22 protein-coding genes and 1 tRNA gene are annotated in these 22,900 nt (G+C 52.3%); 7 read left to right on the plus strand and 16 right to left on the minus strand.

What is annotated here, in order from left to right; all coding sequences use genetic code 11:
• Nucleotides 1-112: 112 nt before the first annotated feature.
• Complete coding sequence (locus tag MV421_RS04925) at nucleotides 113-1,381, plus strand: Nre family DNA repair protein (protein ID WP_297517968.1); 1,269 nt, start codon at nucleotides 113-115, stop codon at nucleotides 1,379-1,381.
• A gap of 60 nt (nucleotides 1,382-1,441) precedes the next feature.
• Nucleotides 1,442-2,560, plus strand: coding sequence for an alkaline phosphatase family protein (locus tag MV421_RS04930; protein WP_297418364.1), 1,119 nt, complete (start codon nucleotides 1,442-1,444; stop codon nucleotides 2,558-2,560).
• Nucleotides 2,561-2,654: 94 nt separating this feature from the next.
• Here MV421_RS04930 and rpsG read toward each other — a convergent pair whose 3' ends face one another.
• The 15 genes from rpsG to MV421_RS05005 form a co-directional block, all read right to left on the minus strand.
• Nucleotides 2,655-3,302 (minus strand): 30S ribosomal protein S7, encoded by a 648-nt coding sequence (gene rpsG / locus MV421_RS04935; protein WP_297418362.1) that lies wholly within the window; start codon nucleotides 3,300-3,302, stop codon nucleotides 2,655-2,657.
• A 5-nt stretch (nucleotides 3,303-3,307) separates the two neighbouring features.
• Nucleotides 3,308-3,751: a 30S ribosomal protein S12 gene (locus tag MV421_RS04940; protein WP_297418359.1), complete on the minus strand. Its 444-nt coding sequence runs from the start codon at nucleotides 3,749-3,751 to the stop codon at nucleotides 3,308-3,310.
• 10 nt (nucleotides 3,752-3,761) lie between these two features.
• Nucleotides 3,762-4,199, minus strand: a complete 438-nt coding sequence (locus MV421_RS04945; protein ID WP_297418356.1) for a NusA-like transcription termination signal-binding factor — start codon at nucleotides 4,197-4,199, stop codon at nucleotides 3,762-3,764.
• On the minus strand, nucleotides 4,199-4,504 hold the full coding sequence (locus MV421_RS04950; RefSeq protein WP_297418353.1) for a 50S ribosomal protein L30e: 306 nt from the start codon (nucleotides 4,502-4,504) through the stop codon (nucleotides 4,199-4,201). The genes MV421_RS04945 and MV421_RS04950 overlap by 1 nt, the downstream gene beginning before the upstream one ends.
• Nucleotides 4,505-4,518: 14 nt before the next feature.
• Nucleotides 4,519-5,694: a DNA-directed RNA polymerase subunit A'' gene (gene rpoA2, locus MV421_RS04955; RefSeq protein WP_297418350.1), complete on the minus strand. Its 1,176-nt coding sequence runs from the start codon at nucleotides 5,692-5,694 to the stop codon at nucleotides 4,519-4,521.
• A 1-nt stretch (nucleotide 5,695) separates the two neighbouring features.
• Nucleotides 5,696-8,410: a DNA-directed RNA polymerase subunit A' gene (locus MV421_RS04960; protein WP_297503303.1), complete on the minus strand. Its 2,715-nt coding sequence runs from the start codon at nucleotides 8,408-8,410 to the stop codon at nucleotides 5,696-5,698.
• Between the two features lie 4 nt (nucleotides 8,411-8,414).
• A complete protein-coding gene (locus MV421_RS04965; protein WP_297418344.1) occupies nucleotides 8,415-11,783 on the minus strand; it encodes a DNA-directed RNA polymerase subunit B in 3,369 nt (1,122 codons plus the stop codon).
• Between the two features lie 15 nt (nucleotides 11,784-11,798).
• Nucleotides 11,799-12,047, minus strand: coding sequence for a DNA-directed RNA polymerase subunit H (locus tag MV421_RS04970; RefSeq protein ID WP_297418341.1), 249 nt, complete (start codon nucleotides 12,045-12,047; stop codon nucleotides 11,799-11,801).
• Between the two features lie 358 nt (nucleotides 12,048-12,405).
• Nucleotides 12,406-13,074: a uracil phosphoribosyltransferase gene (gene upp, locus MV421_RS04975; protein ID WP_297418338.1), complete on the minus strand. Its 669-nt coding sequence runs from the start codon at nucleotides 13,072-13,074 to the stop codon at nucleotides 12,406-12,408.
• Between the two features lie 84 nt (nucleotides 13,075-13,158).
• Entirely contained in the window at nucleotides 13,159-13,629 is a 471-nt protein-coding gene (gene dcd, locus MV421_RS04980; protein ID WP_297418414.1) for a dCTP deaminase, read from the minus strand.
• 322 nt (nucleotides 13,630-13,951) lie between these two features.
• Nucleotides 13,952-14,028, minus strand: a tRNA-Thr gene (locus tag MV421_RS04985).
• 741 nt (nucleotides 14,029-14,769) lie between these two features.
• Nucleotides 14,770-16,107 carry an FAD-dependent oxidoreductase gene (locus tag MV421_RS04990; protein WP_297503301.1) on the minus strand — a complete coding sequence of 446 codons (1,338 nt, stop codon included), beginning with the start codon at nucleotides 16,105-16,107 and terminating at the stop codon, nucleotides 14,770-14,772.
• A 103-nt stretch (nucleotides 16,108-16,210) separates the two neighbouring features.
• Nucleotides 16,211-17,014, minus strand: a complete 804-nt coding sequence (gene mtnP, locus MV421_RS04995; RefSeq protein WP_297517971.1) for an S-methyl-5'-thioadenosine phosphorylase — start codon at nucleotides 17,012-17,014, stop codon at nucleotides 16,211-16,213.
• A 40-nt stretch (nucleotides 17,015-17,054) separates the two neighbouring features.
• The gene (locus MV421_RS05000; RefSeq protein ID WP_297503297.1) at nucleotides 17,055-18,356 is read right to left on the minus strand and encodes a hypothetical protein; all 1,302 of its coding nucleotides are present in this window, start codon (nucleotides 18,354-18,356) and stop codon (nucleotides 17,055-17,057) included.
• A 180-nt stretch (nucleotides 18,357-18,536) separates the two neighbouring features.
• Nucleotides 18,537-18,746: a hypothetical protein gene (locus MV421_RS05005; protein ID WP_297419806.1), complete on the minus strand. Its 210-nt coding sequence runs from the start codon at nucleotides 18,744-18,746 to the stop codon at nucleotides 18,537-18,539.
• 484 nt (nucleotides 18,747-19,230) lie between these two features.
• Between MV421_RS05005 and MV421_RS05010 the strand changes: the two genes are divergently transcribed.
• The 5 genes from MV421_RS05010 to MV421_RS05030 are packed head-to-tail and all read left to right on the plus strand — an operon-like array spanning nucleotide 19,231 to nucleotide 22,424.
• Nucleotides 19,231-20,577 carry a signal recognition particle protein Srp54 gene (locus tag MV421_RS05010; protein ID WP_297419641.1) on the plus strand — a complete coding sequence of 449 codons (1,347 nt, stop codon included), beginning with the start codon at nucleotides 19,231-19,233 and terminating at the stop codon, nucleotides 20,575-20,577.
• Complete coding sequence (locus MV421_RS05015) at nucleotides 20,574-20,813, plus strand: Lrp/AsnC ligand binding domain-containing protein (RefSeq protein ID WP_297419644.1); 240 nt, start codon at nucleotides 20,574-20,576, stop codon at nucleotides 20,811-20,813. The genes MV421_RS05010 and MV421_RS05015 overlap by 4 nt, the downstream gene beginning before the upstream one ends.
• A gap of 4 nt (nucleotides 20,814-20,817) precedes the next feature.
• The gene (locus MV421_RS05020; RefSeq protein ID WP_297419647.1) at nucleotides 20,818-21,318 is read left to right on the plus strand and encodes a YkgJ family cysteine cluster protein; all 501 of its coding nucleotides are present in this window, start codon (nucleotides 20,818-20,820) and stop codon (nucleotides 21,316-21,318) included.
• Nucleotides 21,319-21,372: 54 nt separating this feature from the next.
• Nucleotides 21,373-22,089 (plus strand): phosphoribosyltransferase family protein, encoded by a 717-nt coding sequence (locus tag MV421_RS05025; protein ID WP_297419650.1) that lies wholly within the window; start codon nucleotides 21,373-21,375, stop codon nucleotides 22,087-22,089.
• Entirely contained in the window at nucleotides 22,089-22,424 is a 336-nt protein-coding gene (locus MV421_RS05030) for a hypothetical protein (protein WP_366938848.1), read from the plus strand. Before MV421_RS05025 ends, MV421_RS05030 begins: the two co-directional genes overlap by 1 nt.
• Here MV421_RS05030 and MV421_RS05035 read toward each other — a convergent pair.
• On the minus strand, nucleotides 22,407-22,853 hold the full coding sequence (locus tag MV421_RS05035; protein WP_297419652.1) for an Lrp/AsnC family transcriptional regulator: 447 nt from the start codon (nucleotides 22,851-22,853) through the stop codon (nucleotides 22,407-22,409). The two genes, MV421_RS05030 and MV421_RS05035, sit on opposite strands and share 18 nt — an antisense overlap.
• Nucleotides 22,854-22,900 lie beyond the last annotated feature (47 nt).

The raw sequence follows: 22,900 nt of genomic DNA on the forward strand, positions 1-22,900 counted from the left end.
GCCCTTTAAGGAGAAGGATGCACACTTTGATCAAATTTGTTTTGCAAAGTTTGCTTGCCCGCCAGAGTTCCCCCGGCGCTATCCATAAATACTGTTATCCCAAGTAGAATTGATGAGCGCCCCTGTGTTCAACTCGAAACTCTGTGCCATCTGCAAGGGTAGAAAGCTCCTCTGCGGCAGATCAACTTGTCCTATACTCGAACGCTTTAGGGTAGCTCGTACCGTGGAGCGAAAACTGAACAAGCGCCACCTCTTTGGCTCCTCCCCGCCAAGTGTCTTTGTTGGAGAGTATGGCTATCCCAAGGTTAGAATAGGGCCCCTTGTCCCCCCCATTGAAGGGAAAACGGATTACCTCGACAGTCCGCTCAAATGGGAGAACAAAACCATAAAGGACATCCTCTACTACCGCTCGTTACTCGTCATGGGCGAGACCATGGCTGATATCCATGTGAGAAAGAGTGGTAGGATTCTAAGCGAGGTCCAAGAGCTGGCGATGAGCGTTAAATCCGTCGATAGCGAGATACTCCTCAAAAGGAAGCCCGTCCTAAAGGTTCTCCCAAGCGAGTTCGCCCCTCCGTTGGGGCCAAAGGCTGAACTCCTCGACTTTGAACTGACTGAGAACCCAAAAATCCCCCGCAGAACCGACTACGTTGTGGGCGACGAGCTTAAAGCAGAGGGGGCGGTAATGCGCCTCTACAACTGGGGTTTCGACGAATACTACATTATAAGGCTCCTTTCAGCGGGACTCCTCGGCGTTGACAAGAAGCTCGTTCCAACAAGGTGGAGCATCACCGCAGTTCAGGATACAATAGGCAAGAACGTGAGGAAGGAGATTCTCCATTATCCCCTCATCAACGACTACGAGGTCTACTTCTACCGCTTCATGGGCAACCGCTACGCCGTTCTTCTGATGCCCGAAACTTACGCCTTCGAGCTTTTGGAGATCTGGTTAAAAGGTTCCCTCTTTGGGGCGAGTGAACCGAGCGTAATCCACGACTATGAGGACTTTCGTGGAAGGAGGGAGTACGTCAAAGAAACGGCTGGGGCTTACCATGCCGCTCGGCTGAGCGTCCTTGAAGTTCTACGCAAGAGGAAGAGGCAGGCTAGGGCGGTGGTCTTCCGTGAGGTTACCCCTGAGTACTACGCCCCCGTTGGGGTGTGGCAGATAAGGCTCGGTGTCAAGAAAGCTATAGGCAACCCCATAGGTCACTTTGGGACCCTCAATGAGGCCCTTGAGGTCATCAGAAGGCGTCTTGAACACCCATTTGGGAAGTATCTTCAGAGGAGTTACATCCTTGGAAGTCTCGCGAAGCAGAAGACCCTCGACCAGTGGCTCGGAAGAGATATATACCGTCTTGGTGGAGGGAGAGCGGATGGATGATAACGGCTCCCCTCCGCTGAAGGTGATGAGTGCACGTCAGGCTGGACCCTGGTGGTTAAAATGAGAAAGAAGCTTGCCTTAATAAGCCTCGATGGCAACGGAATCTACAACCTCAAACACATGCCCTTCCTGAGTGAGCTTACAGAAAGCGGCGACTTTGCGGTGGTTGATTCGATCTTCCCAACGCTCACCGACTTGGTTCACACGAGTGTTATGACCGGTGTGTGGCCGAAAGATCATGGCGTCGTTGAGAATGGCTACTACGACAGGCTAAGCGACAGGAAGGTGAACTTCTATGATTATGAGGTGGCTTTTAACCCCCATAGGGTCATAAAGGCCCCTACCATCGTGGATATCCTCAGGAGAAGAGGCGTTAGAACAGCGGCGGTGAGCGGCTACATCATGCCGCCATTCAGTGGGGCCGACATCAGAATTTTCCCGCCGTTCTTCGCGAACGATAAGATGTACCGGGAGCACGGGAGGGACTGGAGAAAGGATGTATGGGTTTTAAATTCAGCACTTTATCTCTACGAGGAGTGCAGGCCGGATTTGCTCCTCGTTCACTTCGCCTCGATAGATGGTATGAGCCACGACCACGGACCTCTGAGTGAAGGTGTACTTAAAGCGGTCGAAACCGTTGACACAGCCGTTAGAACACTGTGGGGGCGTCTTAATGAAGAATACGCATTCATAATCTTTGCTGACCACGGACAGGAAAAAGTGCACACTTGGGTGAACCTAAGGACTTACCTAAGAAAGCACGGAATTGAAACGTTCAGGGTTTCCTCGGGCGGTGGCGTTCACGTCTATCTGAAGGATCCAAATCAGAGCGGGGAAGCGTTTGAAGTTTTGAGGAGGGCGCCGGGGGTTGGGAATGTCTTCCTTCGCGATGAGCTCCCCTACTTAGACACTCCCAACAGCGGCGAGCTTATAGTATCGGCCAAATCCGGCTACTGGTTCTGTTCCCACAGAATGTGCAAGGGAGTTAAAGGGGTGAGCCACTGGATCAAGGGCATGCATGGCTCGATGAACGAACCTGTTGTCAAGGTTCCGCTGATTCTGTGGGGCTTTGGGAGAGTAAACCTCAAAGAAACGGGCCTTATGGACATAGCCCCGACGGTTCTGAGATTCTTCGGTGTTGAAAAACCTGCTAACATGGTGGGAAAGAGTCTAATTTAACGACCACGGGTTTCATGAATTCAAGAACTCACCAATGATGATCTTGCACACGAGAAACAGAGAAAAGCAGAGATAAAGGAGAGAATCCTCAATCTCAGCGCGAGGACTGGGCGATCCTCTCGGTCTCTTCCTTCTTGCTGTAGGCGAAGCTCTTTGGATCTCCATTGGCGGCGGCTATGATCTCCTCCGCGAGGGCTTGGGCGTAACTGGTCTTGTTCCTGTAGCACTTGGCCGAGGCGCCGAGGGAGATGTTTTTGAGTGCTATGTCGAGCCTCCTGAGCGGGGAGACATCAACGGCCATGTGGTAGCGGATTCCACCGAAGGCAATGGTTGTGGTGTCCTCCCTTGGAGCTGAGTTCTCAATGGCTCTTACAAGAACCTGGATTGGGTTCTGCTTCGTCCTGCGCTCAATGATCACGAAAGCATCCTTAACGACCTCATAGGCCTTCATCTTCTTGCTCATGAGGGAGCGGTGCTCCCTTCTCATGAAGTGGCCACCGACCTTGTGGCCGCTTGAGCCGCTCCTCATGACCTTGTTTATCAGGCGCTCAACGATATGGACGTTGGCCTTTCCAAAGGACTTCTTGGCGTGTCTTCCGTGACTGTGCGGGAGTATGCGGGCATCGAGGTTAATGTAAGGTTTGAGTGATGGATCGTTGACGGTAACGTCCTCAACACTCCATCTGCCCATGACCTTCGGCTCATCAGGGATGAAAAAGCGCTCGGTGAGTGCCTTGCTCATAGATTTCACCTCCTCGGTTTCTCCTTCCTCCCCTTGACAAGCTCCTTGAGGGAGACCCTGTTGACCTTGACGACCTTGTACCTGATTCCCGGGATATCACCAACGGAACCGCCCTTAGGACCGCCAATTCCTTCGATGACGACCTCGTCGTGCTCGTCTATATGGTTAATGGCACCGTCACCTGGGGTGAACGCGGTAACGACTTTGCCGTTCTTGATGAGCTGAACCCTGACGGCCTTACGCATAGCTGAGTTCGGTTGCTTTGCCTCAACCGCGATCTTCTCGAGGACTATTCCCTTTGCCTGCGGAGCTCCTCCAAGTGGGTCGCTCTTCTCCTTAAGGCGGAGGACTCTCCTCTTGTAGGTTATGTCACTCCAGCGGAACTTCTTCCTCTTGAGTTTGAGCTTTCTTCCCGCGAATTCTCCATACGGGGCCTTCTTACCAGCCATGATCATCACCTCAGATTATGACCACATCGTGAATGCCGTGGTGTCTCTCCATCAACTCTTTCACGAGGTTGATGTTCTGGCCGCCCTTACCTATCGCGCGGGGCTTGTCGCGCGGGCCAATATCGAGGAGGGCGACCTTTTTACCATCACGCTTCTCAGTGATGTGGACCTTTTTAACCTTAACCCCGAGGCTCTTATAAATGTTCCTCAGGAACTCCTCCGGGTTGTTTGAGTGTTCTATCAGCTCGATGTCCTTGCCGAGCATCTCCTGAACGCGCTTGACGTTGGCCCCTTTCTTCCCGAGGGCCAATCCCATCTCTCCCCTCTTAATGACGAATATGAGTCTGTTCCTGCCGCTATCAACGAGGCAATCTAAGACGGTTGCTCCTGTCATGCTCTCGAAGAGCGCTATGAACTTAATCTGGTCTGTGTTGAGCTTCAGCGGCATTACTCCTTACCCCCAAGGGCGAGTATTCTGCTCTCACCTGGGTCTATTATCGAGATTGCCGAGACGGTGTGCGGCCTCCCGAGGAGGGTTCCAAGCTCAACGCTGGTTCCCCCAAACTCATAGACAGGTATCTTGCTGAGCTTGGCGTAGTAGGCTATGTCCTCCCTGATGTCGGGCCTTGCGTTCTTCGCCACGATGATGAGCTTCGCGCCACCCATCTTGGCGTACTGAACGGCCTTCTTGGCTCCCATAACTATCTTTCCAGTGTCCTGGGCCTTCCTCAGTTCAAATGTGAAGTCGACCATTTATCCACACCTCCCTACTCCCTTTTCGGTCTCAGGGGGAGATCCATTGCCAGTCTGACGGTTCCCGTACCGACGGGCACAGGCTGTCCTATCAGGACGTTCTCCACGACGCCGTTGAGCGGATCAACTTCACCCCTCTCAGCGGCCTCGAAGAGGTGCTGTGTGGTAATCTCGAAAGCGGCCCTGGCAAGCACGCTGGCCTTCTCCCCAACTATGCCGTGCCTGCCGATGGGCATTATGACGCCGTCGAGCGTCATCATGTCGGCGACGAGCATGATGTGTCTAACGTCCACCTCAAGACCCTGCTCGCGCATCGTGTTGACGATTTCCTCTATGATGGCGTTCCTTGCCGCCTCAATACCTAGAACCTCGGCGATCTCCCAGATGTTGTTGGTCCTTGTCCTCGTCGGGTCGACGCCGGGAACCTTCAGAACCTGCTTGAAGTTGGAACCCTCTGTGTAGATGACGTACTCGTCGCCTTCCTTCCTTATGATAGTCTTCCCGACGCCAGAGAGACCCTTAAGGCGGTGCTTTTTAACTTTTTCGGAGAGCCTTCTGAGGTCTGAGAGCTTTCCGACTTTTTTGGGTCTCACGATAAGGGTATAACCGTCCGTCTCGAACTCGGCGCTCTTGAAGGAGCCCTCAAGCTTCCTCTGGACTTTTTCCATGTCGAGGCCTGCCTTTTCAAGTCTTTCAGGATCAATTTCCACAACAAACTCAAAGTTGAGGATGTCTATGCTGGTCTCCCTAGCGAGGTTCTCAAGGGTGGTTCCCTCTATTCTTCTCGCCACCTCAAGGGCATTCTCGCGGTCGTAGCGGTTCTTTTCGTCGAGGTAAACTGTCATAATAGGCGTTGACGGGTTCTTCCTTGCATCAACGATCTCGATGATCCTGGGCAGACCGAGTGTAACGTTTATCTCAGCGACACCCGCGTAGTGAAATGTATTGAGAGTCATCTGAGTCGATGGCTCGCCTATTGACTGTGCCGCAACGGTTCCAATCGACTCCCCTGGCTCTATCCTTGCCTTCTTGTACTCTCTGACTGCTTCCTTGATTATCGCTTCGATCTCTGCCTTCTTAAGCTTGTACTTCTTGTTGTACTCAACGAGCTTGCTGTAAAGCTCTTCCTGGATGTTCCTTGGCAACTCTGCCTTGTCAACCATGCTCTTAATGGTCTTCGCTGCAACCATCTCACTCACCTCTCCTCATCTTGACAAGGGTTCTGAGAATAACCCTATTGACGTCGAGGGTTTTCCCTCCCCAACTCTTCATGGGGTCTATCCCATCCTCACCGTATTTGAACTGGACGATGATTCCGGTCGGGTCCCTCACTGTTCCGTCGTAGTTGACCTTGAGGTCCTGAAGGGCGTTGATGAGTCTTCTCTGCATGTAACCGCTCTGCGCAGTCCTGACCGCGGTGTCGACCAGTCCCTCGCGTCCACCCATTGCGTGGAAGAAGTACTCCTGGGGGGTAAGTCCACTCTTATACGAGTTTGTGACGAATCCCTTTGCCCTCGCTCCGAGGTCACCAGGCTTGAAGTGTGTCAGAACCCTTCCACGGTAACCGCGGTAGAGACGCTTTCCACGTATAGACTGCTGGCCGAGCATCGCCGCCATCTGGGTGATGTTGAGTATCTTACCCCTTGCCCCAGTTTTGGCCATAATAACCGCGTGATTGCCCATACCTAGATACCTCTCAGCCACGTTACCTGCGTCGTCACGCGCCTCCGCGAGAACTGCCATGATGTTGCTCTCAAGGGTCTCCTCAAGGGTCTTGCCTGGCAGGGGCTCAAGCTCCCCGTTCTTATAAGCCTTAATGAGCCTGTTGACCCTCTCCTCAGCCTCCCGGATTATCTCGTGTATCCTGTCAAGGGCCTCTTTTGGAAGATCCTCATCGTCTATGGCAGTGGTGAATCCCTTGTGGGTTATTGCCCATATGGCGAGCTTTGTAACTTGGTCGAGGAACTGCCTAGCTCTATCAACCCCGTACTCCCTTACCATGATGTCGAGGAGCTTTCCGTCCTCTCTACCATAGGCCTTCTTATCCACCGCACCGCTGAGGAGTTTTCCGTTTTGGATGTAGACGAAGCCGTCGTAGGCTAGTTTCTTAACCTCCTTGGGCTCTGGGGTGAGTTTTTCTTTTATAAGGTTCTCCAGAGTCTCGCAACGCTCAGGCTCATCGCAGAGCTTGTTACGATACCAGATGGTCAAATCCTCGGGAAGGACAAGCGAGAATATTGTCTTTCCACTCCACATCTCGACACCATTCTCAATCTTGTCCGGCTCGGGGAGCTCTTTGACATCTATTCCTGCGAACATAAGCATCTGTTCAACTTCACTCCTGGTAAAGTAGGCACCCTCACGGGTGAGCAGGTAGCCGCCGGAGATGTGATCCTGTATTCCGGCGATGAGCGGGCCACCGTATCTTGGAGATATGATGTGGTTCTGAACCTCCATAAGTATCTTTGCTTCCGCCTGGGCCTCCTCCGTCTGCGGGACGTGGAGGTTCATCTCATCCCCGTCGAAGTCCGCGTTGTAGGGCGGGCAGACCGATAGGTTCAGCCTGAACGTCCTATAAGGCATGACACGGACGCGATGGGCCATGATGGACATCCTGTGAAGCGAAGGCTGTCTGTTAAATAGGACCACATCCCCATCCATTAGGTGCCTCTCGACAATCCAGCCGATTTCGAGCTTCTCCGCTATCCGCTCAAGGTTGTTCTCCATAAGACGTATCCTTCTTCCCTCGGGATCTATGACGTAGTTGGCTCCTGGATACTTTTCAGGTCCGTTGAGGACCATCTTCTTGAGCTTCTCGAAGTTGAACTCCGTGACCTTTTCGGGAACGGTCAGTTCCATGGCAACCGCGAGTGGAACGCCGACTTCGTTGATGCTTATCATCGGGTCGGGGCTGATGACGGTTCTCGCTGAAAAGTTGACACGCTTACCACTGAGGTTCCCCCTAAAGCGACCCTCCTTACCCTTAAGCCTCTGGGAAAGGGTCTTAAGGGGCCTTCCGCTCTTGTGCTTCGCCGGCGGAATACCAGAGGTCTCGTTGTTTATGTAGGTTGTAACATGGTACTGTAAAAGGTCCCAGAGGTCTTCTATGATAAGTTGCGGAGCGCCGGCCTCTATGTTGCTCTTAAGGCGGTTGTTTATCCTGATGATGTCAACGAGCTTGTGGGTGAGGTCGTCCTCCGCCCTTATACCACTCTCAAGGGTGATGGATGGCCTCATGGTAACCGGTGGGACTGGAAGGACTGTCAGGATCATCCACTCTGGACGGGCCTTCTCCGGGTGGAGTCCAAGGAGTGGCAGATCCTTGTCGGGCACCTTCTCAAGCCTGTCCCGTATCTCACTGGGCATCATCCTGTGCTTGTACTCGTTGCCTTCCTCATCCTTCCTAAGCTCATAGTAAACGGTTGGTCTCTCAAACTTGATTGGGAACTGTGGGGCACCGCAGTGCGGGCAGACCATCCTCTCCTTGGCCTTCTTGTGTATCTCCTTGATGAGGCTGTCTCTAGCCTTCTTTCTGTCCCCCATAACCTCAAACTTCTTCATGTACTCCTCAATCTCCTCATCGGTGAGCTTTATCCTTCCGCACTCGCGGCAGGTGCTCTCGAGGACGCGCTGGATTGTCTTGGCAAAGCCGACGTGAACTATCGGTCTCGCGAGTTCGACGTGACCAAAGTGGCCAGGGCACTCGCCGGCTCTGGCTCCACAGGTCTCACAGCGGAGCCCCGGGTCGACGACACCAAGGCGCTTGTCCATGAGACCTCCTTCTATTGGATAACCGTCGTCGTCGTAGGTATCTGGAACGGTTATCTCGGCCGCGCTCATCTTCCTGATTTCCTGCGGTGAGAGGATTCCAAAATCGATACTCCCGATGACCTTTTTCATATGCATGTTATCACACCCTATCCTTTAACTTCAAGGAGGGTCTTATCACCATCGCCTTAAGCTCGTCAAGCAGGAGTTTGAACGCGTAGCTCATTTCCACTTTACTTATCCTCTCCTCTTCGCCGCAGACCGGGCAGTAGACCTTACCGCGGCGTTTATCCTCGATGGCAATGTGTCCGCAGTTCTCACAGACCCAGACCTCTGACTTGTCGCTCTCCTCCAGCAGTCTCTCTATAAGGAGCATTGCGGCGCCGTGTCCTATGAGGACGTCACGCTCCATCTCACCAAACCTCAGGCCGCCTTCGCGAGCCCTTCCTTCCGTCGGTTGCTTGGTGAGCACCTGAACAGGGCCGCGAGAGCGTGCGTGCATCTTGTCTGCGACCATGTGGTGGAGTCTCTGGTAGTAGATGACGCCAACGAATACGTCCGCCTCAAGCCTTCTGCCGGTTATGCCGTCATACATTACCTCCCTTCCGTTGTGCTTGAAGCCAAGCTCCTCAAGTTCCTTCCTGAGTCTCTCCTCCGGCTCGCCTATGAAAGCAGTGCCGTCAACACGTCTGCCCTTGAGCGCGGCGACCTTTCCGCCGATGGCCTCGAGGAGCTGTCCGACGGTCATACGGCTCGGGATACCGTGTGGGTTGACGATAAGGTCTGGAACGATCCCGCTCTCCGTCCAGGGCATATCCTCCTGCGGGACGATGAGTCCAATGACACCCTTCTGGCCGTGTCTGCTCGCGAACTTGTCGCCGAACTCTGGAATGCGCAGGTCTCTCGTGGTCACCTTGACGAGCTTGGTTCCGTCGCCGGTCTCGGTTATGATGACCTTGTCGACTGTGCCCCTCTCGCTTGGCCTCACTGAAACGCTCGTCTCGCGCCTCTCCTGAAGGATTATACCTCCAAGACCACTCTGCTCCTCAAGGAACCTTGGCGGTGAGGTCCTCCCAACGAGAACGTCCTTACCGGTAACCTTTGATTCCGGGAAGATGAGGCCGTCCTCGTCGAGGTGGCGGTAGTATCTCTCGCCAAGGTAACCCTGTATTGTTGGATCCGGAACCTCAAAGCGGTCGGTCTGGCCTCCGAGGTAGCGCTTTTCTTCCGCCTCGTATGTCCTGAAGAAGGTGCTCCTCCCGAGGCCGCGCTCGATTGAGGCCTTGTTCATTATGATGGCATCTTCCATGTTATATCCGGCGTAGCTGAGAACCGCAACGACGAAGTTCTGGCCAGCTGGCCTGTCCTCGAAACCCACGGCCTTCATTATTCTCGAGTTAACGAGCGGAACCTCGGGGTAGTGCATGAGGTGTCCGCGGGTGTCGACCCTTATGCGGAAGTTCGCACTTCCAAAGCCGAGGCTCTGCTTGGCCATGCCCGCTCCGTAGGTGTTACGCGGTGCCGCGTTGTGCTCAGGATAAGGGACGAGCGAGGCTGGAATACCGAGTATTGCGGCTGGCATAAGCTCTAGGTGAGTGTGCTCTTCCGTTACCTCCCAGGGCCAAGTAGCGACGTAGGCATTCTCCTCCTCGTCGGCATCCAGATACTCTATAACTCCCATCCCGACGAGGTCGCTCCAGGAGAGCGTTCCATTCTTCACCCCCTCGACGTGCTCTCTCGTGAGCTTTGGCTGGCCGTTCTCCACTATGATGAGAGGCCTTCTGACCCTGCCGTCGTCGCTGTTGACGTAGATTTCCTTAACGTCCTGGTCATGGTAGATTGCCACGTTGATAACGTCGCTTATCCTGCCACTTCTCCTGTCGGACCTTATCCTGCTGACAAGAGCCCGACCGTCTTCAATTGTTCCCATAAGAACACCGTTGAGGTAAACGCGCCACAGCTCGGGATTTGGCCTGCGCTCCTCTATCGGAACGATGCCAAGCCTGCTCAGGTACTCCCTGACCTCCTCTTCGGGAATGCCGGTGGTTATCTGAGACATCAGGGCGAGGTTCTTGACAAGACCACAGTTTGGACCTTCGGGCGTTTCCGTTGGGCAGATTCTACCCCAATGAGTTCCGTGCAAATCACGCGCCTCAAAGTGGGGCTGATCCCTGCTGAGCGGCGATGTAACGCGTCTAAGGTGCGATAGGGTTGACATGTAGTTCGTCCTATCCAGGAGCTGGCTGACACCGGTTCTCCCGCCGGGCCAGGCACCGGTAGCAAGGGCGTGCTCAATCCTCTCGCTTAGAACGTCGGGTCTTATCGAGTTTCTAACAAACCTTTGAATGTTCTCGAAGGTGTAGCGCTCGCCCTTCCTCTGGTAGGTCTTGGTCATCTGATACTGCATGTCCTTGACGAGCTGGCCGAAGGCAACCCTGAAGAGATCCCTGAGGAGGTCTCCCGCCAGTTTGAGCCTCTTGTTGGCGTAGTGGTCCTTGTCGTCCTCGCCGCGGAGGCCGAGTGAAAGCTCAAGAACCTTAAGGGCCATCATGCCGAGGTAGTAAGCCTTTGCACGTCTGTCCTTCTCCTCGACGCCCATGTGGGGTAGGAGGTTATTGTCGGTTATGTTGTTGGCCCTCTTGAGCCTGTACTCTTTAGGCTGACCAGGTAGGGAGAGCTTCCCAATGTAGTCTAGGGCCTCCTCTTGGGTTGTTATGTCGCTCGCGTCCTCAAGGTTGTCGAAGAGAACCTGCTGTATCCTCGGGTCGTCGCTTACAGCCTCAACTATCTCCCTGTCACTGAGAAGCCCAAGGGCGCGCATGACGTAGACAAACTTAACCGGTCTCGGAACGTTCGGAATGTTGACGTAGAGGATGCCGTCCTTCCTCCTCTCGACGGTGATGAGGGCGCGGTAGCCGTGCCTGTAGGAGAAAACCTTCGCGATTATCCTGTTCTGCCTTTCGTCCTTCTCGACAAGGGTCTTGTTCGGGGCGAGGTCCTCGATAGAAACTATAACCCTCTCAGAACCGTTTATGATGAAGTATCCACCTGAGTCGCGGGGATCCTCGCCGAGCTTCTCAAGTTCCTCATCGTTGAGGCCGTAGAGGCGGCATGCTTTCGATTTTAGCATTATCGGAAGCTCACCGATGCGAACCTCAACCGGCTCCTGTTCAATGCCCTTGATAACGGGTATAAGCTCAAGGTAGAGCGGTGCAGAATAGGTGAGGTTCCTTATGCGTGCATCCATCGGGTAGAGCGGCTTTCTCTGTCCCTGGGCCTCCTGAAACTCGGGTTCTCCAAGGCGTATCTTCCCGAACTTGACCTCAAAGTCGGGTATATCCGGTTTGAGGCCGCCGAACTCGTCTATAACTCCTTGCATCCCATAATCGATGAACGCGTTGTAAGAATCAAGATGCTGCCTCACAAGGCCGTTTTCCTTCCAATAGGCTTCCATAACAACCCAAAGGCCATCTTGAGTAACATCAACAACGGTAGGTCCCCTCGATGCCATAATCTCACCTCAGAATCAATCCTCCACCACAAGACGGTAGTAATAATAGTAGCCCGCCGTTGGGCTTTTTCTTTTTATCTCTAGAACATCACCGGGCTTTGCACCGAGTGCCACCACGGCAGGGTCTGAAACCCTAATCTGCGGGAGCTGGGATATCTTTATTCTGTACTTCTTGAGAAGCGCCTCCCGCTCCTCCTCGCTGAGGATTCTGTGCTCGGGAACCAGCTCATGGGTGAATACATCAAACTCTTTTTTCGTCGCCACCGAGAATTGCCCCCTTAACCTTTTTTAAGAACGATACCACTACCTCCCCCTGCGGGTTTCGGTATATAAGCTTTTCGAGTGCTATCTCGGCAGAACGGGTTTATATCGGTTGCGTAAAGTTTAAGAATCTTTTTTAAGCCGGTTAAGGGGCTTTAATGTACTGGATGGTTCATCATGCTCCACAAAATTTATAAACCTCAGATGACCCCCCGGACTCCTTTTCTCGAGGGAAGCTTCAATACTGGGTAAGTTGGCTGTCTAATCAACGTTGATTATAATACAAAGACGTACCAAATCCAAAGTAGATTAAAAAGATAGTGTTGTTTTAACAAAAATATTGGGAGTAAATCGTCAGGATCTAAAGCTTAATCGGCGCGCCAAAGGCTCTGTCACCTGCATCCCCAAGGCCGGGTAGAATGTAACCCTTTTCGTTCAGCTCCCTGTCTACTGCGGCCACAAAAACCTCGACGTCAGGATAGATCTCTTTTATCCTTCTTATCCCATCGGGAGCCGCTAAAACGCCAACCACAACGTAGCGCTTGGCCTTTCCGTAGCGCTTCACCTCGCTGAGCACCTTCATGAGCGTTGAACCCGTCGCTATCATCGGGTCCGCTATGATGACGGTATCTTCGGGCCTCACCTGCGGCACCTTGACGTATTTCATCTCAATCTCGAACTTCGGTGCCTTCCCGCGCGAGGCCGAAATGACTCCAACGCGTGCGTGTTCGAGAACTTTGATGAGCCCTTCCATCAGCGGTATGGCCGCGCGGAGGACGGTTATTATCACAATGTTGCGCCTGTCCTTTACGAGAATCCCCTCCGTCTCCTCAAGGGGTGTCTTCACGATGACCTTCTCGGTTGCCATGGTCTTAGTCAACTCGTAAGCTATGTAACGGCCGAGTTTGACAAGCCCCTTCCTGAAGGCTATCGGCCCCGTCCTCTCATTGCGAAGCTCACTCAGTATCTCCATTATGAACGGGCTGTCCTCGAAGGAGTAGACGCCTTCCCAGCGTTTATCCCTCTTCATGTTCTCACCATTAAAACTTTGGTGGGGAGTTTATTAGACTTCCGCTCGGCAATTTTGTCATTATGTTTTTATTTTTTTGACAAATCAGCGTTTCTTCCTCTTTGATAAGGCCAAATGGCGACTGCCCTGGTAGTTGCCGCGGTATGGTTTTTGGGAGGGACCCTCAAGGTGATGAAACGCTATCTGAACGAAGCGTTCACCGTAGGTCAGCTCCACAGGTTCTGAGGAGGAGTTAAAAATGGCCAGGGTCAAGTTGCCATCCCATCCGGGGTCTACCCAAGCAAAGGAACCGAGCAAACCCTCCCTTGCAAGGCTACTCCTGATTTTCATGTCACCCATAACATCGTCCGGGAGCTTCACGCGCTCAAGGGTGAGAACAAGGGCGTGGGCCTTAGGTGGGATTATGATGTTACCATCCTTCTCGACGTCGATGAGCCTTCCGTCTAGGTAAGCTTCCTCGCCAACTCGAAGGTCGTAGCCAGCGGGTTGTAGGGATTTCTCACTGAAAGGTTCTATGAGAATATCCTTTCTGATCTTCCAGTCAGGGAGCATCATCCAAACCACCGGGGAGAATGGGATGTTGGATATAAAACGGTTCCGGATTGGGACGGTACCCTCTCCATCATAAACGAGCATGCTGTAGGTGAAAACTGTCCTCGAAGAGTTCCTGTGTGCTTTGTAATGGGAGTTTAGCAGGTTTTCTTTTGGAGAGTGTCTGTTATTAATTAAGTTTTCTCTCTTCTGCACCAAGGGCAGTTATCCTCGCAGCGGAACACTACAAAACCAGCAGATGCAATAACAAACCTCCCGGACCCCTGAGATCTCCAAAAAAACACATATAAACTTTGACGAAACTTTGCCTAGCAGAAGTTTCTTGTGGAGCCCCGGGCGGGATTTGAACCCGCGACCGGCGGATTACAAGTCCGCCGCCCCGCCAGGCTAGGCTACCGGGGCACCGCCAGCTAATCCCTCTCTTGAACGCTTTATAAATTTAACCGTTATGCTGCCATCTAAAAACCTATATGTATCTAGCCTGGTCTAGGACAGCGGCCTGCCACGCCGCTGGCCCGGGTTCAAATCCCGGCCACCGCACCACAACAACCCTTTGTTGGCGCAAAGCGTTGACGGAAGACGAGGTGCCTTTTCTATACGGTTCAGATTCTGAAAGGGTTTTATTCGCTTGCTCCTTTGGTGAGTGTTTCACTGACAAAGCGCCTTCGGGCACTGATAATGGAAGAACTGATTGGAGAGGGTGATTTAATATTAAACCCCCTCAAAACTTGCCTTTTGGACAGTGCACGACTGGCTTTTTGCTCTTTGAGGAGAGGGGCGCTCTTTGATCAAACTTTGTTTTGTAAAGTTTGTTTGCCTTCGCAAAGTTTCATCAAAGTTCGTAGCTCCTTCTTTAAGTGTCACTCGTAATGGCTTTCTGCTTGAATTCAATTGTTTTGGACGAGGACTCTTGTGAGTGCTCCTTGTGAAGGGGTTTAATTCTAAAATCGACGCCAGTAGGGCGTCAGGGGGAAAGTAACCCCCTTGATAAATTGGCATTTTGTCCATTGTTCTCCTTAGGAACTGTTCTCAGGGAAAAACCTGACCCTCTAATTGCAGAACTGAGGGGAGCCACGAACTTTTGGTCAAGCTTTTTCTAAAAGCTTGTTTGCAAAGTTTGTTAAAAAGATAAAAATAAAGCTTTTAAGCCCTCAGCTTCGCCAGTGCGTCCCCCGCGGCCTGATATATCTGATAACCCACTGGTGAGGCCGTCAAGAGCGGGTGCGTTGCTATCTGGAGCGTGTAGAGTTCACTCGCCGTCAATCTTTTCTGTATCGCTAGCGCGAGGATGTTTACCATCTCGCCGACGCTCTTTCCACCCGCTACCTGAGCCCCCAGGATAGCGCCCCTATCGCGTGAGAATATGAGCTTAACGGTAACAGTTGAGGTGTCGGGGAACTTCGCCGGATGCCTGTTGGGGCCCCCTCCATAACCAACTATTACCTCAAACCCTTCCCTTCTGGTTGCCTCTTCAGTGAGACCTGCCGCTGCCAGGGTCAAACCCGCCACGCGGGTGGAATAAACACCTATCGTTCTCCTGTTCTCTCTGACTATCTGGAGCTTGAACAGGTTCGCACCGGCGATTCTGGCCTCAAAAGTTGCTGTCGATGCTAGCATGAGTGGGTGGGGCCTGCCCGTAAAGAAGTCACGGTGCTCGACGCAGTCACCGACGGCGAAGATGTCTGGATGTGACGTTCTCATGTACTCATCAGTCCAGATACCGTAGCGGGTAACCTTCAGACCCGCTTTAACAGCGAGTTCAACGTTGGGGCGGTAACCTATCGAAAAGATTACCAAATCGGCTGGAAGCTCTCTCCCATCCACCAGCTTGACCTTCTCGACATTCCTATCGCCAAGAAGTCTTTCTGCCTCTCCGTGTACTACCTTGATGCCCACCTCCTTTAACTTTTCTTCAATCCTTTCACTGAACTCCGGATCGAAGGAGTTCCGGAGGAGCCTGCTCCTCACTACTATCGTGACATCCCTTCCGAGCTTCCTTATCCCCTCCCCAACCTCGAGGGATATGAAACCGCCGCCGATTATTACCACCTTCTTAGCTTCTCCTACCTTTTTGTGGAACTCCTTAAGGTAGTGGTAATCCTTGGGAACGGTGTAAACTCCCTCAAGCTCGGCTCCGGGGAATTCAGGCTTCACTGGCTTCGAACCTGTCGCAAGGACGAGCTTATCCCAGGCAATCTCCTTTCCAGACTTGGTTTTGAGGGTCTTGGAGTTGGGGCTTATCCTACTTACTTCATCCGTCAGAACCCCAACGCCAAGGGGCTCGAGGAACTTCTCCACGGGCAGTATGTCATCATCAATGCTCCCGAGGGTTCCAAAGATGTAGGGAATCCCGCAGGGTATCAAGCTTACATCCTCCTTCTTTATGACGAGGACACTTTTGTCGGGGTAGAAGCGATTGGCCGCTACCGCGGTCGTTAGCCCCCCGGCGCTCGCACCTATAACAACAACGTCGTACCTCATTGTATCACCAGTGGAGGTTGAACGCGGGGCTATTAAACCGTTTCTTAAACCGGGGGTTTAAAACGCGGGAACACACGAGGGAAGAAGAGAACGGGAGTGGACATCACTCCCCGGTGGCACCCTTGAGGGCATCTTTACAGGGGCATTTCCTCTCCTTTGGTATGTACTTGATGGACTTCATGAGGAGGTACTTTATCTCCCCGCCCTTCTTGGCCATCAGCTTGACGACCTCGGTATGGGTGAGCTTCTCAGTATTTATTCCGGCCGCAAAGTTCGTGATGATAGCAACGCTGGCATAGCACATCTCAAGCTCCCTCGCTAGGGCCGCCTCCGGGCACTGAGTCATTCCAACGACGTCGGCACCGAGTATCTTCAAGGCCCTTATCTCGGCCCTCGTCTCAAAGCGCGGTCCCTCCATGCAGGCGTAAGTACCGGTGGGATGGTAGTCAAAGCCCAACTCCCTCGCCGCCGTTATCAAAGCCTTTCTAAGCTCCGGACAGTATGGGTCGGTGAAATCAACGTGAGCAACGAACTTCCTTTCGTGCGGACTCTCCTCACCGTCGTAGAATGTATAGTTCCTGGTTTTCGTGAAGTCCATGAGCTGGTCGAGTATTACAAAGTCACCCGGCTTCATGACTTCATTGAGTGAACCAACGGCGGAGGTGGAGAGTATCCTCTCAACGCCCATTTCATGGAGTGCCCAGATGTTGGCGCGGTAGTTTATCCTGTGCGGTGGGACGCTATGACCCTCACCGTGCCTGGCTAGAAAAGCTATCTCCTCGCCGTCGTATTCCCCTACTTTCATCCTGACCTTCCCGTAGGGTGTGCTCACGAACTCTTCCCTGACGTTTTGGAGCAGGTTTGGGTCGTAGACGCCGGAACCTCCAATAACTGCTATCCTTGGCATGGTATCACCTGGAAGGGGAAAAGGTGGGAGGCTTAAAACGTTAGCCCTTCCCCCATAGGGCACGCTGGGACTCAGCCCTTTCTTCTATGTCTTCATTTATCTGTCCCTCCGTCTGAAGCTCCAGTATCTTCGTCAATATCTCACTGAGGAGCCAAGAGCCCCACATGGGGTCCTTAACTTCAAGAGCAGCATCTATGGCTCCGTCGATGTCTCCGACCTTGAGCTTTGCCACGGCTATGCTCCCGAAGGCCAGCGAGCGGAGGTAGTGGCCGCGGACGCGGGAGGCAAAATCCCATGCGACATCAAAGTCCCCAAGCTTCGAGAGATAAGTCGCAACCTTGACCAGGACTGAGTCCTCAGTCGTTTTCTCCCCTATATCCTTGATAACGCTTGAGAAAGACCCTTGGGTTGATCCTGAGAGAAGCTTGTCCATCGTGAAGGCAGAAATCCTCTCGAACTCCTCACCGCTCAGGAGATCAACGAGCTTTCCCAGTATTTCTGGCCTGTCAGCGGAAGTGCTCACGATGCCCTCAAAAATCTCTTCCCGCTGCCCCGGTGAGAGTCTGGAAGTTATCTCCATAACGAACTCAAGCTCGCCCTGACTGCCAAGTCCGATGAGAAGGGACTTCAGGACGTCTGAACCGGTTTTACTGGAGAGTGAGAGGGCTATGTCAACAAACTTCTCATACGTTGCCTTTGGAACCTCAGAGCTTTTGAGGTAAACGGCCACTTCCTTCATGGCCTCTCCTATCCAGTACTCACTCTTCATTTCCTTGAGGACACGAATTGCACTTCCAAACTCCTCACGCTTCAGGTGTTCCTTTACAGCTTCAACCGCCGCTATCGACCTCCATGGCTCCTCCTCAATGTTCTCAATTATAATCCGGGCCTTCCGCATGTTGCCCTCTGAGAGATATGCCCCGAGTATCTTTAGAAGAACATCGTTCCTCTTAACGGAGTCCTCGATATCGCTGGCGTAGAAGAGGGCGTCGTCCTTCAAACCAACTTCAAGGAGGCGTCTTGAAAGCTCCACGGTGAGGTCATCCCTGAGGGGCTGTGGGAACAGGGAAATTGCCTCTTGGGCCTGCTGGAAGACCTTTTTGGCAGTCCCGGAGTTGACACCGTGGATGTAAGTTGCTATCTCCATCAGGGCCTTCGCCGTCATTGCAGGGTTGTCAATGGCAGAAACCGCACTCAGAGAGTACTTAAACGCGTCCTTGTACCTCTTCTTTTTTGCCCTGTACATATAATAGCCGATTTTAGCGTAGGTTACGGCCCGTAGGTACCGGTCCTGAATGTTTGCAGCGAGATTGAGGGCCTCGTCATAAACATCAGTGGGCATGGGATCCACCATTGAGAATACCACATCAAGGTATTTAACTTATTGGGCTGGAAGTCCCCGTCCGAAAGGGCGGAATAGTTTACTGATTTCCTAACAGATGACCGTTAGTACGGCCCATAGAGAAGACGTTGCGTTTTGTAAAAACTCCAAACGCACAGATTTTAGACAAAGAACGAAATTTCAACCAAGCTCGTCGTAAATCACACCAACGATCTCGCCGTCATCGAGGGAAACGAAACTGACCCGGGTTTTCTTCCCGCTGCGCGGGTCTACCACAACAAAGTCCGGCTTTGACAGGTACTCACTGCCCGGAATCCTCCAGACATCGCTGTAATTTCTCTTAAGTTCCTTTAAAAACCTTCCAGTATCTCTTTTCAGTACCGTTGTCATGGATATCACCAGCAGTATATACTATTTAGAAATATAAAAAGGTTTCTAATAGACATTCGTTAAAAATAATATCGACAATCGCCTTAAAACCCGCCCGTTAGAGGTACTTCAGCCATCCAGCATCTCAACGTTCAAGCTCCTCTGGGTAGGCCCTTCTCCTCTTCCTCTCCATCTCGCGGGCGACCATGTACTCATAAAACGCCGACATCCACATCATCTCTCTCACCTCCCACTATATTTCCGACGTTATATGGTTCTTCTTTGGGTTTAAAGAGTTTCCTGACGCCAAATTTTCAGGAATGTCCGATTAAATCCCCTCTCCTTTAAAACAGCATGGAAATCCTGACTTGTGGTTTGATGAATATTTTTGAACAGAGAACTTGGCGATACTACGCTTGTTTCACTAAAAAGAATACACTAGAACATTAACTTCAGACCCAACTGTTTATAAAGTTTGAAGGATTCTTCACTACGGTGAGAGAAAATGGCCTTAGAGAAACTCGGGAAGGCACTCAATAACGCCCTCAGAAAGCTCGCTCGTTCGAGGGCCGTTGACGAGGCGATGATAAAAGAAGTAGTGAGGGACATACAGAGGGCGCTCATTCAGGCGGATGTGAACGTCAGACTCGTCCTTCAGCTCACGAAGAGGATAGAGAAGCGTGCCCTCGAAGAGGAGCCTCCGGCGGGAGCGTCGAAGAAGGAGCATATAATTCAGATTGTCTACGAGGAGCTGACCAAGTTCCTAGGAAAGGAGGCAAAGCCCCTTGATATAAGGGAAAAGCCAACTATCCTGCTCACTGTTGGTATACAAGGTTCTGGAAAGACCACGAGTATTGCCAAGCTCGCGAGGCACCTTCAAAAGAGAGGCTATAAGGTCGGCCTCGTCTGCTCCGACACATGGCGCCCGGGGGCCTACTATCAGCTCAAACAGTTAGTCGAATCCCTCGGAATAGAGGTTTTTGGTGACCCAAGTGAGAAGGACGCAGTGAAGCTCGCTAGGGAGGGCGTTGAATACTTCGAGGAGAAAGGGGTAGATGTCATAATAGTTGACTCCGCGGGCAGGCACAAGGAGGAGTCCGGCCTGATAGAAGAGATGAAACAGATAAGCAGGGCAATAAAACCCCACGAGGTCATACTTGTCATAGACGGAACCATTGGTCAGCAGGCTTACAATCAGGCACTGGCGTTCAAGGAAGCCACCCCTATAGGCTCAATAATCGTTACTAAACTTGACGGAAGCGCGAAGGGAGGTGGTGCGCTCTCGGCCGTCGCGGCAACGGGTGCCCCAATTAAGTTCATAGGCGTTGGCGAGAGAATCGACGATTTGGAGGCCTTCGACCCCAAGCGCTTCGTCTCCAGACTTCTCGGCATGGGCGACATAGAGGGACTCCTCGAAAAGCTTGAGGAACTCCAGAGACAACAGGAGTTCAAGGAAGAAGACATGGAGAAGTTCCTCAAGGGCAAGTTCAACCTGAAGGACATGTACGCTCAGCTCGAGGCCATGCGGAACATGGGGCCGCTTAAGCAGGTGCTCCAGATGATACCGGGACTGGGCTACTCCCTTCCGGACGACATGGTGAAAGTCGGGGAAGAGAAGCTGAAGAAGTACCGCATAATAATGGACTCCATGACGGATGAGGAGCTTGAGAACCCGGAGATAATCAACTACTCGAGGATAAGGCGCATCGCCAGGGGCTCCGGGACGAGCACAGCTGAAGTCAAGGAGCTCCTCGCCCAGTATAATCAGATGAAGAAAATGTTTAAGAGCATGGACAAGAGAAAACTGGCCAAGATGGCCAAGAAGTTCAACCTCGGAGGATTGGGAATATGATAGAGACGTTTATCATGGTGGTCGTCAGGCCCGGACACGAGGATGAGGTCTACAACGCCCTCATGAAGGACGGCCGCGTTAAGGAGATATACAGGGTCTACGGTGAGTACGACATCCTCCTCCGCGTGGAGGTTCCGAACGTTGAGGAGCTTGACAAGTTCCATGATGAAGTGTTAAGAAAGATAAAGAACATCGAGATGACGGAGACCCTGATAGCGAGCGCCCATGGGAGGTGAGGGGTTGGGGAAACGGTGGGTGGCCACGATTGACCTTGAAACCTTAGAAGTTGAGACAGACCCTACCTTCAAATTTAAGTGCGTTGAGGACTGCGGAAGGTGTTGCAGGGAGCTTGAGGTTCCCCTAAGGGACGAGGACATAGAAGAAATCGAGGAGCTAGGTTACAATGCTTGGGAGTTCGTGGACTACGACAAGGCCTTCTACAGGGGGGATAAATTCATTGGCTACGCGATAAAGAAGAGACCCTTCGACGATGCCTGCGTATTCCTCGATCCCGAGACCAACAAATGCCGCATCTACCAGCACCGACCCCTTGCCTGCAGGCTGTATCCTTTTGTATTCATCAAACACGGAAAGAAGATGAAGATATATGTCAAAATGGACTCTTTCTGCCCCGGCCTGAACCATCCCGATGGTGAGCCCATCACGAAGGAGCTCCTCTTGAGGGAGTATGGGGACATTATAGAGGAGTACCATGCGAAAGTTGTGAACGGTTCCAGCTGACCGAAACCTATTTATACATTTTTTTGTTAACTTTGGGGCACCGGAGGTGATGGCATGAGCCAGCTGAAGTCAGTGCAGGAGAAGCTAAGACTGGTCAGGGTCCTGAGGCTGCTCAAAAAGACCTACACGTACGAGGAACTATCGAGGGTAACGGGTCTTCCCATAACAGTGCTCAACAGGTACGTCCGCGGGAAGGTTCTCCCAAGTTCCGAGAGGACGAAGGAACTCCTCAACCTGCTCTTACCCTACATAGACATTGAGGAAGAAGTAAAAAAGAGGATAAAGTTTGACGAGTACGGGTTCTTCGACAACATGCCCGTTCTCAGCGACACCTCCCTCATGAGCCTCATAGCGGAGGAAGTTGCTGGGAAATACCTTGATAAGAACGTTGATAAAGTCCTAACAGCGGCAACAGACGGTATATCCCTTGGCGTCCACGTTGCGAGAGAACTGGGAGTTGACGTCGTTTACGCCAAAAAGAAAAAGGAAGTTGGTGTCGAGAAGTTCTACGAAGTCAGTTACGTCCCGAGTGCCTCAGGAAGCGTTACAACGCTCTACTTGCCACAGTGGGCACTCAGAAAGGGGGAGGGTGTTCTCATTGTGGATGACGTCATAAGGAGCGGGGAAACACAGGGGGCACTTCTTGAGATGTGCAGGCAGGCAGGTGCGAGGTCAGTCGGCATGTTCTTCCTCATAAGCGTCGGCGATATCGTGGATCGCCTCAAGAAGGAGTACAGCATACCGGTGGAGAGCCTCATAAAGCTGGAGTGATGGGGATGAAGGTTTTTATATACAACGCAGACGGCCTGACAATACCGGTGGAGGTCGAACCAGGCCTCCCCTTCAAATTCCGGTGCAGTAAGGAAGAGTGCGGGAGGGAGATTGTGATAGAGGGCGTTGTGAGGCACGTCGAAGAGGGAGAGTTCACCGGAGTACTGGAGGAAACTGTTAAGGCAAATCCTGATTTTGGGAAGATACGGGAGATAACGTCGAGGAACCTGATTTTTGAGGGGATTGTCAACGGAAAGGAGATAACCCTCCCGGTTGAGAGCTTCGACGACTTCGCGAAACGCTTTCTCGACGAGGTTTTAATCCTCAAGTCTTAGTCTCATATCCTCCTTTACCACCTGCATGGCCACGCTCGTGTTGGTCTTCTCCACACCCTCAAGGGAGAGGAGCCACTTAACGAAGGAGTTCATATCGGCCCTGTCCCTGAACTTCGCCACGACAAAGATGTCGTACTCTCCGGTCGTGTCATAGACCAACATGACCCTTTTGCTTTTTGCTATCTCCCGCTCTATCTCCACTATCCTCCTCCCCTGGGCCTTTACTCCAATGACTGCGGTGAGACCGAAGCCGAGCTTCTCATAGTCAAGCACGGGAGCGAAGCCCAGTAGTATTCCTCCCTCTTCCATCCGCTTAATCCTGTTGTAGACGGTTCCAACAGCCACCCTAAGCTCTCTCGCTATTTCCCTATACGAAAGACGGGCGTTCTTCTGGAGGAGGTTCAATATCTTTCTGTCAAGTTCATCCACCCTCTCACCCCCGAACACAATGAACCGTAAACTTTAAATATCCTTCT

The organism is Thermococcus sp., assembly GCF_027023865.1.
In the GTDB taxonomy this organism is placed as follows: Archaea; Methanobacteriota_B; Thermococci; order Thermococcales; family Thermococcaceae; genus Thermococcus.